Raw genomic sequence first — 12,945 nt, 5'->3', positions numbered from 1 at the left:
ACCGCCGAGCATCGCACCCTGCTGGTGTGACGGAGGAGAGCCAGCAGAGCAACACACTGCGTGGCGAGGTCAGTTGTCGTCCAGGTCGTCCCCGGCGTAGAGGCGGGTGTCGAGGTCGCCGGCCCATGCCAGGGCCCAGGCGCGCAGGTCCGCTACCTGCTCAGGGCTGAGGCCGTAGTCGGCGAAGTCCTGGTCATCCCACCAGTCGGAACCGGCGAGGCGGTCGCGCAGGTCCTGGAGGCTGAACTCGAAGCGCGCATGGCGACGGCCGAGGTTTTCCAGGTCGGCGGTAGAGCGATGCTGGGTCGCGGCGTGGACGTCGATGAGGTCGCGGACCGCGCCGCGGTCCGCGAGCGCGCGGACCTTGGTGCCGATCACGTCGTCCAGCGAAAGGACCGGACCGTACTCGGTGACCTTCGGTGGCGCCCAGAACGCCTCCTTGAGGACGTCGACCTCGCACTCCTCGCCCGTGGCGGGGTCGGTGGCGATGAGCCGGCCCGACAGCGGACTGGACTCGATGTGCCGGACGCCCCAGCCACGCTCGACCAGGCCATTGCCGACTGTGCGGATGATCTCGTCGATGGGGGCCGGGTTCTCGGTGGCCACGTCCAGGTCCTGGGAGAGCCGGTCGACCAGGCCGTGGGCCTGCACGGCGTACCCGCCGGTGATCACCAGCGGGTAGGGGGTGCCGATAGCGAGGACGTCGGCCAGGAGCCGGCGGTGCAGACCTGTCAGCTTCACGCGGCCGTCGCGGTGGGCAGCTCGGGGAAAGCGGCTTCCCACACGTCCCTGATCGGGCGGCTGATCAGCGTGCGCAGCACGGGCCACTGCGCGATGAGCAGATCCCGGTTCAGAATGTCGATCAGGTCCTGGCGCTGTCCTTCGGCCAGGACGGTGCGGTACAGGCCCATCCGGGAGCGCGGCTGCTCCAGTCCGTAGGAGCGGCGTCCCGACCAGGCCACATGCAGCGGCAGATCGACCGTGCCGTGGGCGGGACCGTTGAGGTCCTCCAGTTGCGTGGGCAGCCGCTTCGCGTACTGCGCACACAACAACTCGAACGCGTTCGGCACCGGAAGCGAGTGGGACTGCACGCTCATGCCCCCAGTATCGCCGGCGGGTCGCGCGGTCGCCATGCCGGGGCCGGGGCGGTCTGGGCGGTGCCTCATTCCGCTCCCCTCAGACAGCGTGGAGCGCCGGCCTGCGCGGGTGCGACGGGCCGCCTCCGCGTCTTCCTGCTGTGGCCCTGCAGCAGCTCCACGGCCTTCCTGGGCCGCGCTTCCACTGCCGAGGTGTCTCCCCCTCCGGGAGTGCATGCCGTTTAGGGAATTGTCCGCGAGGCGTCAATTCCACTTTTGTTCGATTGAATTCAATCCGCGTAATTGCCGCATCTCGGGTGAGGTGAGGGGTGGCGAAGGGTGGCGCTTTTCCCGGTCGCCGGAAAGTGGCCGTCTGGCTCTGGCACATGCCTTAAGAATGTTCGTCGGACAACGGGGTCAGAAGTGACGCAAAGGGCGTCGAGTGCATTCCAGGGCCCCGTAGAGCTGGCTGCGGCAGTGATGCCCGGCCGACTGCCCAAGGTCGGGCAGCCAACCCTGATGAACGCCGAACGCAAAGGAGCGCGGCGCACAGGCCTTGCATGTGCGTTGACCTGCAATGATTGTCCATCTCGTGAGCCAGACCTGGCCCGAATACGTCGCCGGCGTCCTTGTGCTGGCCACTGGCTTCCTCGCCGCTCAGATCGGCAAAGCCTGGCGGCGCAGGCGCCGCCGCGCCACACCCGAGGTGCCGCAGCCGCCCGCGGAAGCCAACGAATAGACCTCGCTTCGATATCGGATTTCTTGGAGCCGTCACTTTGCAGCATTCAATTAATGTCGTCTCGCAGACGACAAAACGCGTCGTCCGGAAGGCGACATTAACCGAACGCCCCGAAGTTGAATCCAACCGCTACTACGCCTGGCAACACCTGCTCACTCCGCAACCACCCCAGCCGGACGCCTGGGCAGGCGAGATGGCCAAGGCGGCTCCCGCCTTCCGCACCAGCGGCTCCCTCAGCGACGTGGCTGCCAAGTTCGACCACCTCACAAGGCTCATCGAGCACGGAGCAGCGGACGACGCCGAGGAAACCGACCTGCTCGCCGCACTCCTAGTGATCCGAACGCTGCGGGACAAACTCCTCATCGACGAGGCCCGCATCATCGGTGCAGCGCGTACCAAGAGCGTCACCTGGGCCCGGCTGGCCGACGCACTGGAGATGCGCAGCCGCCAATCGGCAGAGCGCCGCTACCTCCAAATACGCGCAGACATCGATGACGCCAGCGGCGAACCCATGAGCCAGAGCGAGCGCGTGGAGTTCATCCGCTCCCAGCGCGACCGCCGAGCCGAACGCCTATGGGCCGACGAGCACCATGAACAGATCGTCGCCCTGGCGCGCCAGCTCGTAGCCGTCCCCGATCTGCAGCAGCGCGCCAACAGGTCCGTTCAGGCAGCGAGGATCGCCACTCAGGCCGCCGAGAAAGCCGGAGAACCTCACCCGGCCTTCGTCGACATGCCATGGCCCGACCTGCTCACGAAGTGCCTGGCGGCCAGCGAAGATCAGCGGGCCCGCCGCACACAACTGACCGCCGGAGAACAGCTGGGCCTCACCCACAAGCTCTTCGGCCTCATCGGGTACGCCTGCCACCCTGACTACGTCGACCTGAGCGACCACGACGACCTGGTCCGCGACATCCGCCAGCTCTATCGTGGCGCCGGCGCTGCGGCCCCCCGTATCCGCACCGAGTACGCCCCGCACCCGAAGCCGAGGTAGAAGGCAGCGCAGCACGAACGAACCGAACGGCCGGGGCCCATGTCAGGACTTGGTCCGCGCCGCCCGTACGCTCTCTTCCAGCGCAGCCATCAAGTCCACTGGTTGCGGTGCTGGCCCCGGAGCTCAGCCGGGGCCGCCGCCGGGGCGGTCGACGCCGACCGAGCGCACCGCACGGGTGCGCCACGGCGGCTTCCAGTGCGGCGGTGGTGGCGGTGGCGGTGGCGCCGCAGGGGCGGGGCGAACTGTGACGTCGACCTGGCGGCGTTCGGCGCCGTAGTGCAGGGAGACGGTGTGCTCTCCGGAGCTCGGGCGGGCGACGGAGGCACGCGGTCCGTGACCGACCGTCTCGGCGTCGAGCAGCCATTGCAGGGCGGCGGGGTCGCCGTCACCGTCGAGCCGCCCTTCCAGTACGAGCAGACCGTCCTCGGAGAGCGTGGTACCCGGCTCCGGTGTCACGATCTCCGGCCCCGAGGGTCGTGGTTCGACTGCCAGGGCCGGGCTGGACACGGTGACCGTGCGCGACCCGTCGCTGTAGCTCACCGTCAGCCGGCACAGCTCGGCGGTGGGAAGGTCGGCGAGGTCGAGCCGCACCACCGGAGGCTCGCCGCCGCCGACGTCGATGAGGCCGAGGGGCACCGCGGGAGAACTCGAACCCGGTGCCTCCCACCGGGCAACGAGGTGCGCACCGGGCGGAGGCTGAGGGCCGTCGATCCGCACGGGTACGTCGACGACCAGGTCGCGTGGCAGACGCTCGTGCTGGATGGCGCCGAGTTCGAGGCTGACGGTGGCGGGTGCGGGTACCGTGCGGCGGAACACCTCCACGTCATGGTGACGGACGGCGATGGCTGCCGTTCCGTCAGTGAGCGGCAAGGACGCGGTCAACCGGGCGGCGAACTCGCCGTTGCCCGGGCAGACCGGGAAGGTCGTGAGGGCGGCGGGAGCCAGCACAAGGGTCCGCCCGGCCTCGTCGACCGCAACGGCCGCCCAGTCGAGATCCGGGCCAGGCGGCGCGGTGACACCCTCCGGGGTGCTGCCCCACCAGCCGGGGGTGAAATGGCCGTCCGGATGAATGACGCCAGTTACGTGCACGATGTTCATGATCGACCGACCTGTCGGAATTCGCGGCGCCAGCGCTCGGGGCTCGGCCACGTCGGTTCGGGGCAGTAGGTGCGGACCATGATGTCGCGGGCGTTGCGCACGAAGGTGCTGTTCCACATGTCGAAGCCCGGCACGACCACCTTGCCGTCGTTCGGGAAGGACGAGGGCGGGTCGCCCTCGATACCGCAGAGCGCCAGGTGATTCTGGGCGAACAGGTGGCCCACCTCGTGTGCGATGGTGGCCGCTGTGGCGTCCGAGGCGCCCACCCAGGGCCCCGGCGCGTAGCCGCCCATGCCGACCGGGCCGATGACCAGCCAGATCTCGTTGCGCCACGACGGTGTGGCGGTGCCGCCGCGCTCGGCGATCAGATCTTCGATCAGGTGACCGTTCTGCTCGACGGGTGAGCCGGGCAGGGCGAGGATTTCCGGGTCGGGTATCGGAAGCAGACTTCCGGCGGCTCGCAGGGCGGTCCGGCATTCCTGGTCGGTGGGAGCCGGCCGTGGCGACGTGCCCGAGGGCAGGTTGATGGTCTGGCCCCAGCGGCGGTAGCGGATCCTGACTCTGCGCCGCGGGTAGAACGTCACATTGGTGCCGGCCGTCAAGGTCCAGCTCGGCCCGTCCTGGCTGAACACGCGTATCTCGGCGTCGAGCCGCGTCCAGCCCTGCGTGCTTGTTCCGAGGATCTCCCCGCCCCGGCAGACCTCGGCGGGCAGCACCACGTTGAACGTCTGCGGGTCGTTGCCCATCGCGAGCCACTGCTGATAGGCCGCCAACGACGTGAAGCCCGGTCCGGAGGGCAGTTCGAGCGGTGAGTCCGGGGGTGCTGGGTCGGCGGTTGACACACTCGGCCTCAGCGTCACCCCGGGGAAGCTGAGCAGCGGGCCGTGGACCTCGAGCGTGGCCGTCGCGGTGAGCGTCTCGCCGGGCGGCATCTGCGGTACAGCGTTCCACCAGTCGATCACCGCCACGCTGCGCTTGTCCGCGACCAGCGGGATCGACGACCCGGTCGGCGGGGCCAGGATGTCGATGCCGCCCTGGACGGTGACCGAGACATCGCCCCCGGCGACGGCTTGGTACACCGTCACCGATGCGGGTTGAAGTTCCGGGCCGGTCACCATTACCGCGATGGTGGCCCGCGTGGTGCCACAGGGGTTGCCGGCCTCGATGGCGAACGTGGCACGGACCGGGTCGGTGGGGGCTGTCAGAACCAGCGTTCCGCCCAACACGTTCAGCCCGGTGATGGAGCCGGTGTGGCCGGCGTTGGCGAGGATCTCGCCCGCACCCGCGTCGAGTGCGCGCAGCGTGACAGTGTCGGCGCCGAACCCTTGCCAGCCCACCCGAAACGCCTGACCGGTCCCGAGGTGCAGGGTGCTGGCGTTCCAGTGCTCGGAGGGGCCGCTCGTCGGGGCCACATCGGCGAGGACTCGCGGTTTACCGGCGATGTAGCGGGCAGCTGGCACGGAGCCGGGGCCGCTCGCGTACAGCCGCTCGACATTCCACGCCCCCGGACAGCCGCGGGCATGCATGGCTGCGGTGACTCTCGTGTTGCGACCCTGGGCCCACGCGTTGTAATCGGCGATGAAGCCGAGGTCGGCGAATGCCGCGTAGCCCGGGATCACATTGCTCGGCAGCTTCGCGACGACCACGGTGTCGGACCAGCTGGACACCGGCACCGTGCGGTACACCACCTGCGTCGTGGCGCCCTCCCAGGTCGCCGCGATGACGCCCGTTCCGGGCGAGTGTGCGGCGCTGAAGCCGTGACCGTGAATCGTCATGACGGGCGACGCGCCACACGGCTGTGCGACCTCGACGCTCTCGATACCGGTCGTGGACACCCCTTCGCCCTCCGGCGGCGGGTGCGCTGCCCAATCTTCTTCGTCCACCTCAATGAGCCACGTACTGCAGGTCTCCGATGTCGCCCGCACAAGGGCGACGATGTCCGTCCGGTCCCGTGGTGACCACCGAGGCTGTTCCCCCTGGTCGTCCACGGCCGGGCCCCCTGCCGTGCCGTACTCGGCGGCGGTGCCGGTCAAGAACGAAACGTCGGCCAGGTAGCCGGGGTCGTGCGGATATCCCTTGCCGGGCAGTCGGCGCTCGGCGGCGACCGCGACTTCCGACAGCCGCCGGATCGTGTACGCCCCGAGGCTCCCGGTCAGCCGGAGTGCCAGTTCTTCGACGAAGTTCACCCCGTCGACGTCGATGAGGGTGTCCGGCGAAGGTGCATCGGAAGCGGCGTCTCCCGAATCGCGGTAGGGGGAGGAGAATGTGAGATCGGGCGTGCCCTCCACGTGGTCCACGGCGAGTGTCGTACGCAGGGAAGCGCCGGTTCGGGTCAGTTCTTCCCCGGACCGGCCCGGGGCCAGGTCCGGGACGGTGCGGCGCAGTTCGGCGACGGCGTCGACGAACGCGTCGGTCGCCCCGTAGACGCCGTCGACGGCGTCGAACGCCAGCGCCGCCAGCCGGTCGAGCACGCGGTGGGCCGCGAGCAGGGGAAGAGCGGCGAGTTCATCGGCTTCGCGCTCCGTGCCCAACGCCGTCACGGTGTCCCAGCGGACGGGCCAGGCCAATGTCGAACCGGAGTGCGTCATCGCAACAATCCCCTCGCCTGCGTTCGGCGGTGGTGTCGGTCGTCAACGGGTCGCCCGTCCTGTCCGGTTCCACCGCAGATCCGGGGCATCAGCTTCAGCTCCTCGGAGCCTAAACGGCTGCGCGTTGCATCAACGGCTGAGCGTCGCTCGGCAGCGGCTTCACTCGACTCCAGACCTGTGGGCGCGAAGGACAAACGCCCGCACTCCGATCGTCACCCTTCCGCACTGAGGCGGCAAATCGCGAACAAGCTGGCCAGGCCGTCCTTACGGCGGAGTGTGGTCCCCCGGTCCCCGCTGGCGGCCACGCCGCCGAAGGTAACTCGGGGTGGACCGACCGGCCCGCCCGCAGGGGGAGAGGATCGCGCAGCCTGGCCACATACCGCCGGTACGCCCACGCCTCGGGCGAGGTGCCCGTGACATCGGCGAGGCGGTCGGGGAACATTCACTCCCCCGCGTGCGGTCAGGCACCCGTCCCGAACCGGTTGCTGTGCAGACGGCCGGTCACCAGCCGACCGCCAGGCAACCCCGGTCCGGATCTTGTAGACCATCCCGTTGATGATCCGGCGGTCCTCCGCCCGAGGCCGGCCTCGGCCAGCGCTCGTTATCAACGGAGCCAGTAACCTCCCACTCGGCGGCCCGCGGTGAAGCGGACGCCCAGACGTGATCACTCGGCGCCCTTGGGCGGCGTTGATCGCATCCAGGGACTCGTCCTCAGCGGCGACGAGGCAGGTGAGAGCCCGGATGGCATGGATCAGGTCAGGCAAAGTCGTTGAGCGGTATGCGTTGTCGTTCAGAAGAGAACTTGGCGGTCTCCGCAACGTCGGCGCACCTCGCCACTCCTCCGGGAAGCCGCCCAGTGCCACTGCTCCGCCCGAGCTGCGCCAGGCGGCAACCGCCAACGGAGACTTCGCCTACTACGTCGACATCGCCACCGCCATGGGCGACCTGCCCCAACCCGCCGAAAGCACCACCCAGTGGCTCGACGACGCACACACCGTCCACGAACGCTGGCGAGCCCTGGTCACCACACGCCAAAACCACCTACGCAGCACCCACCAGCCCGGCACCGGCGCGGCCGGGCGATAGGCGAGCGGGGTGGCCCGCCCGTCCACTCACCGCAGTAGAGGCGTACCCCAACGGTGCCGCGCTGAGCGGAGCGCCCCTGACGGGCCAGGCCACAGCGCGGCAGCAACAGCTCCCTCTCAGCCACGGCCGGCCAGTCCGGTCTCCTCACGCTCCCGCGCCCGCGACGGCATGAGTACGGCGGCCGCCTCAATTCCGCCCTGCTCGACGGCAACGGCGGCCGCGGGGCGGTCTGCGCGCGCCCAGCTGACAGTCGCCGGGGCTACTGCTCACGCTGGTGCGGCGTCCGTACCCCCTTCGCAAGCACGGCCTGCTGTCCTGCACCTCGGGTGCGGCGCCCTCACCCCGGCGCCCCCGCAGGGCGGCCTATCCGGTCGGTGGGATGGCGAAGGCCCGCCGCGAGTCGGACGGCAGACGGGACAGGCCCCTGCCGTGCGCCGGCAGAAGCCTGTCTGCGATCGACGGGCACGAGTGTGACGCACGTCACTAGCTCGCTGCCCGCTTCGGCGGCCCCGAAGGCAGGTGAATCGACGGTTCCGGAAAAGCCCTGGTCACAGTACGCATCTAGGCGTTCACTGTGTGCCTACTGGTCGGTAGGGGGCGCGTGGTGGGCGCGTTCGGAAGCTCAACTATCACGATCGGTCGAAATTCCTCCGAGGCGACCTCCACGTTTGCCCACCCCAGCCCGCTTAGCTGATCCCTGAGGGCGGTGAAGTCCTTCGGCACGAAACGCAGTTGGCTCGCGGGGGCTGAGCTCAGTGCCGACGAATGGAAGGAAACATCTTGTTCAATCAGCTCATCGGCGCGCTGGTGATAGCCACCGCTGTGCGCGTCTTCGCCCCCGATGCGGTGCGTCTGGCAAGGCGAGGTCTCGCGGTAGGTGTCCGGGTGGGGGCTGCTTCGCTGGCCGATCACCGATGTGCCGGCAGCGCGCCCCGTCGGCACATGGAGATGCCTCTGCCTCTCCCGACCGGCGAGGGGGAGGACGCGTGACCGAGAACAGGAAGACCGACTCGACGGCGCCGAGCCCAGGCGTGCATGCACCGCAGCGGATCCCTCTGGCCTTTTGGGCCTTCCACGGTCGCTTCCATCGGGCCTACCACAAATACGCGGAACTCCATCTCGGCGACGAGCGCCTCGCCGGCCGGATCGTCCACCAGGTCTTCCTCAGCCTCCTGCAGGGCTGGACGCGACTGATGGAGGAGGCCTGCCCGGCCGCCAGCGCCTGGGCGCATCTCAAGGAGACCGTCGACGACGTTCTCATCGCCCAGGGCCGTGACTCCGCCATGGCGGAGACGGCCGTGTTCAAACGCGTCGCCCGCGCTGTGCTGGAGGGCGCACGCGATGAGTTCGCCGCCATGGAGAGCAGCGTCGGACTGTATCCCGCAATCGCCCGCCTGCCGGGAAGGCAGTTCGACGTGATGGTGCTGCACTACGTCCTCGACTACAGCACAGCCAAGACCGCCAGCATCATGGGAATTTCCGAAGCCACGGTGCGCTCCCACCGCCTCCATGCCCGCAACCGAATCGCTCGCGAGCTAGGCCTGGAACCCGACACTGAACGCCACGAGGACTGAGGAGTACCGCCCCATGCAGCAGCAGCCGCGCACCCTGGATGACCTCCTGCACGATGCCCGCGCCTTTCCCGACGACGACTTCGGGGAAGCCCAGGAGAGGGCATCGCGCCGCCAGCTGGAGGAGGACTTCAACGACGCGGTACGGCACGGCTCTGCCTGGGGCGGCTACCCGCACCCCGCCATTCTCCAACCGACCTTCGCCACGTCCGGACGCCCTGCTGCGGCTGCCCGTCGGGAGCGGGCGGCCCGCCAGCTTCGGGTCCTGTCTACCTGGACGATCCGCGGCCCCCATGCCGCCCGGCACATCGCCAGCCTGGCCACGACGCACCAGATCGACCCCGATAGTTCCATGGCCTTCGCCTGCCTGCTGCACCTGGCCGGCCGCGACGAGCAGGCCGAGTTCCTGTGGCAGTTCGCCGCAGGTGCCGGCAAGTCGGCCGCTGCCGAATGCCTGTACCTGCTGTACCTCATCCGCGGCGAGCTGCGGCACGCGCGGCACTGGGCTCGTCAGGCCGCCGATCTGGATGCTGGCGATGCCGACCCACGCCCCCCGCACCCTCCTTCGTCCCCGCGCCGGGAGTTTGAGCCCCTGACCTCCCTCATGCTCCTACGGGCACTGCGGATCCTGCGACGCCAGACCACCCGCGCCACCGAGCGCTGGACCATGGAAACCTTCTGCGCTCGCGCCGGAGCGCTCTCCCGGTCCCTGGCCGCCGCTGTCCAAAGGCTCACGGTCGAACCCACTGCCGAAGCAGACGCCTTGGCCTGGCCCGACCTCGCGCTCGCCGACCAGCTCCACGAGTGCCGGGCCTGAAACCGGTCCGGCCGGCGCGGTCGGGACCGCCGGCTCGACGAAACGACGGCCGCAGCCTCCCAGGGCCCAGGCAGCGTACTTTCCGAACCCTGAGATGCGCGGACTCGGTGGCCGTGAGTGGCTTTGGCCAGATTCTGTGGGGTGACGCCGGTCGGCGCTGCTGCCCTCACAGGCAGCGGCGCTCAGACGGGGGCCTAGAACTCCGTGTGGCTGTTCACCATGAGGAGGAAGGCGGTGAACGTCGTGCTGGAGAAGCGCAACGGGGTCTGGGCCGCGTTCTTCGAGTCGCGTACGGCCACGGTGTCGGGGCCGAGGGACGCGGCCTCGACGCAGTTGGCGCCTCCACTGCTGTAGCTGCTCTTGCGCCAGGCGGGCTCAGGGCGGGGGTTCGCGGTGATGCTCAACGGATCTCCTTGATCAGATCGTGTGCATCCGGCCCGCGGTCGGTCCGGTCCGGGTCAGACGGGCAACGCCCCGGTGCGCGCAGCGAACTCGCGGATCCCGGGGACGCGGGCGGGTGCATAGAGCAGATCAGAGGTGAGAGCACGAAGCGCTGGCCGCCGTAGTTCCTGGGGCGCCTCCTGCTCAACCCGGCGCAGGGCAGCGAACGTTTGCTGGCTGTCGCCCAGGGCACGCCACATACGGGCGGCGTCTGTCCAGGTGCGGGCCCGCCGCTCTGGGGTGGACATGCGGTCAACATTGAGCCTGGTGAAAACCTTGACGCCTTCATCCGGGGTCCCGAGCGCGTTGAGCACGGTGATGCGATAGCCGTCGACCTGAGTCTGTGTTGCGTCGACGGTGAACAGTCCTGGCACTGTCGCGCGACGCCGATCGGTTTCCTCCGCTGCTTCATCGAGCAGATTGAGCGCGGTCGCTCGGTCGCCTTCGGTCGCTGCCGTGTACGCGGCTGTGAGCAGCAGCGTCGTGCGCACTGCGCCGGTTTGCGCCTGCGCTGCGTCGAGGTCGGAGGCTTCCCGGGTGAGCAGTCGCACCGCCGCGGGGCTACGGCCTGAGCGGCGCATTGTGATGGCCAGGACGCGGGTGGCTTCACCGATCGACACTGGGTGGCCACTCGCTCGTGCGGTGGCCAGCGCACGGTCGGCGGCGACCCAGGCGGCGTCGTGGTGTTGCTTGAGGGCGAGTTCCGCGGCGAGCACGTAGGAGCGTGCGAGGACCACGCCGGCTTGTTCCCGGGCTCGTCCGGCGGATGTCTCCCGGGTCGCGGTCGCGGCTGCGAGGAGGCCGGGAAGCGCCCGGCCGAGGGCGGTGTAGCGGGCGGCACGGAAGTCGGTGCGCGCGCGTGCCGCCTGCCGGCTGAGCCGCTCCAGGCGCAGGGGAGAGGCAAGGGGGAGATGGAACAGCGTGTCCTCAAGGCCAGCGGCTGGGTCGACGGTTGGGGAGGCGGCGTTGGCTGGTGAGGCGCCGAACGCGGCTGTTGCTCCGGCAGCCAGTGCCCCGGTGAGCAGTTCCCTACGACGCACTGCATCCTCCTCGTCCGCTGGACGCTCCACCGTATCGACCACACGCCTGGGCGGCACAGGAGCCGAGGGCAGCCTGTCGGGTGCGATGCCAAGGAAGGCGGCGAACTGCATCATCCGTGCGTAGTCGATATGCATGAGGCCAGCCTCGATCCGGGAGACGGCCGAGGGGGAGTAGCCGCACGCGGCGCCCACCTGGGTCTGAGTGAGGCGGCGGGCACAGCGGGCTCCGCGGATGAGCGCGCCGAACTCTCGCGCTGATCTGACGTCCATAGGACCTCCTACGGAACAGCGGGAGGCATGACGCTAGCGCCATCTCCCGAGCGCCGGGAGGGCGTACGGAGGCACATGGTGTGCGGGGCCCGCACACCATGTGCGAGGTCTTCCCTGGACGCTGCCGCCAGCGACGTCCAACCGACATGGTGAGGGGACCTCGGGGCATCGCCCGGCCCGTCCCCTTCCCTCAAGGGAGGCATCATCCATGGAACACCTTCTCGTCACCGGCGGGGCTGGCTTCATCGGCTCACACTTCGTGAAGCGGATGATCCACGCTGCTGATGTCGCCAGCGTGACCGTTCTCGACGCCCTCACCTACGCTGGCCACATCGAGAACCTGGGCACGGCATTCCTCAGCGAGAAGCTGGCGTTCGTCCACGGCAACATCCTCGACGCTGAACTCGTGGACGACCTGGTCGCCAAGCACACCGCCATCGTGCACTTCGCCGCCGAGTCGCACGTCGACCGCAGCTTCTTCGCCGCCGGCGCGTTCCTCGCAACGAACGTCCACGGCACACAAACCCTGCTGGACGCCGCCATGCGGCACGGCACACAGAAGTTCGTGCACGTCTCCACGGACGAGGTCTACGGGCCTCTTCCAGAAGGCACGGCAACGGAGGAGTTCCCGCTGCGCCCGTCCGTCCCCTACGCCGCATCAAAGGCTGCAAGCGACCTCGTCGCCCTCTCGTACTTCCAGACCTACGGGGTGCCGGTGTGCGTGACCCGCTCCTCGAACAACTACGGCCCCTACCAGCACCCCGAGAAGATCATCCCCCTGTTCGTTACCCGCCTCTTGCGGGGCGAGCAGGCCACCCTGCACGGTCGCGGCGAGCACGTCCGCAACTGGCTCCACGTCGACGACAACTGCGCCGGCATCGAGGCCGCATTGCGCGACGGTGCCCCGGGCGAGGTCTACAACCTCGGCGGCGGCACCGACCTCACCAGCGGGGAGCTGACGGCACACTTACTCGGCATCTGTGGTGCCACCTGGGACGCGGTCACCTACATCCCCGACCGGCAGGCTAACGACATCCGCTACTCCATGGATTGGTCGAAGGCCGCTGCACAACTCGGGTACCGGCCTAGGCGGGACTTCACGGATGGACTGGCGCAGACCGCCGAGTGGTACCGCCGCAACCCGGACCGTTGGGCACCGCTCATGCGCAACCCGACGGCCGCCCGCCCCGGACGGTCCCGCCCCAGCACCTCGGCCGGGCGGTGATCG

Annotated in this window: 12 protein-coding genes; 6 read left to right on the top strand and 6 right to left on the bottom strand. The window is 69.3% G+C overall.

Annotated elements, in window-relative coordinates:
- Nucleotides 1-69 precede the first annotated feature (69 nt).
- Nucleotides 70-741 (bottom strand): nucleotidyl transferase AbiEii/AbiGii toxin family protein, encoded by a 672-nt coding sequence (locus ACFWZH_RS33100; protein ID WP_384439804.1) that lies wholly within the window; start codon nt 739-741, stop codon nt 70-72.
- Nucleotides 738-1,097, bottom strand: coding sequence for a hypothetical protein (locus ACFWZH_RS33095; protein WP_384439801.1), 360 nt, complete (start codon nt 1,095-1,097; stop codon nt 738-740). The genes ACFWZH_RS33100 and ACFWZH_RS33095 overlap by 4 nt, the downstream gene beginning before the upstream one ends.
- Nucleotides 1,098-1,668: 571 nt before the next feature.
- Between ACFWZH_RS33095 and ACFWZH_RS33090 the strand changes: the two genes are divergently transcribed.
- Together ACFWZH_RS33090 and ACFWZH_RS33085 are read left to right on the top strand one after the other, a co-directional pair.
- Nucleotides 1,669-1,815, top strand: coding sequence for a hypothetical protein (locus ACFWZH_RS33090; protein WP_384439798.1), 147 nt, complete (start codon nt 1,669-1,671; stop codon nt 1,813-1,815).
- Between the two features lie 37 nt (nt 1,816-1,852).
- Nucleotides 1,853-2,806 carry a hypothetical protein gene (locus tag ACFWZH_RS33085; protein ID WP_384439795.1) on the top strand — a complete coding sequence of 318 codons (954 nt, stop codon included), beginning with the start codon at nt 1,853-1,855 and terminating at the stop codon, nt 2,804-2,806.
- Between the two features lie 123 nt (nt 2,807-2,929).
- Here ACFWZH_RS33085 and ACFWZH_RS33080 read toward each other — a convergent pair whose 3' ends face one another.
- On the bottom strand, nt 2,930-3,895 hold the full coding sequence (locus tag ACFWZH_RS33080) for a hypothetical protein (protein WP_384439792.1): 966 nt from the start codon (nt 3,893-3,895) through the stop codon (nt 2,930-2,932).
- 5 nt (nt 3,896-3,900) lie between these two features.
- Nucleotides 3,901-6,192, bottom strand: a complete 2,292-nt coding sequence (locus ACFWZH_RS33075; RefSeq protein WP_384439789.1) for a hypothetical protein — start codon at nt 6,190-6,192, stop codon at nt 3,901-3,903.
- Between the two features lie 1,083 nt (nt 6,193-7,275).
- On the opposite strand from ACFWZH_RS33075, the gene ACFWZH_RS33070 reads away from it, so the two are divergent.
- From ACFWZH_RS33070 to ACFWZH_RS33060, 3 genes are all read left to right on the top strand, one after another.
- Entirely contained in the window at nt 7,276-7,578 is a 303-nt protein-coding gene (locus tag ACFWZH_RS33070) for a hypothetical protein (protein WP_384439786.1), read from the top strand.
- A gap of 986 nt (nt 7,579-8,564) precedes the next feature.
- A complete protein-coding gene (locus tag ACFWZH_RS33065; RefSeq protein WP_384439783.1) occupies nt 8,565-9,152 on the top strand; it encodes a sigma-70 family RNA polymerase sigma factor in 588 nt (195 codons plus the stop codon).
- A gap of 13 nt (nt 9,153-9,165) precedes the next feature.
- Entirely contained in the window at nt 9,166-9,966 is an 801-nt protein-coding gene (locus ACFWZH_RS33060) for a hypothetical protein (protein ID WP_384439780.1), read from the top strand.
- 194 nt (nt 9,967-10,160) lie between these two features.
- On the opposite strand, the gene ACFWZH_RS33055 is transcribed toward ACFWZH_RS33060, so the two are convergent.
- Together ACFWZH_RS33055 and ACFWZH_RS33050 are read right to left on the bottom strand one after the other, a co-directional pair.
- Nucleotides 10,161-10,370, bottom strand: a complete 210-nt coding sequence (locus ACFWZH_RS33055) for a DUF397 domain-containing protein (protein WP_384439778.1) — start codon at nt 10,368-10,370, stop codon at nt 10,161-10,163.
- A gap of 54 nt (nt 10,371-10,424) precedes the next feature.
- Nucleotides 10,425-11,717 (bottom strand): helix-turn-helix domain-containing protein, encoded by a 1,293-nt coding sequence (locus ACFWZH_RS33050; protein ID WP_384439775.1) that lies wholly within the window; start codon nt 11,715-11,717, stop codon nt 10,425-10,427.
- Between the two features lie 208 nt (nt 11,718-11,925).
- Between ACFWZH_RS33050 and ACFWZH_RS33045 the strand changes: the two genes are divergently transcribed.
- Nucleotides 11,926-12,942 (top strand): dTDP-glucose 4,6-dehydratase, encoded by a 1,017-nt coding sequence (locus ACFWZH_RS33045; RefSeq protein ID WP_384439773.1) that lies wholly within the window; start codon nt 11,926-11,928, stop codon nt 12,940-12,942.
- The last annotated feature ends 3 nt before the right edge of the window (nt 12,943-12,945 follow it).

The organism is Streptomyces sp. NPDC059008 (assembly GCF_042749045.1).
GTDB lineage: Bacteria > Actinomycetota > Actinomycetes > Streptomycetales > Streptomycetaceae > Streptomyces.
Note: the sequence above shows the minus strand (reverse complement) of the source record. Positions and strands in the feature narration are given on the sequence as shown.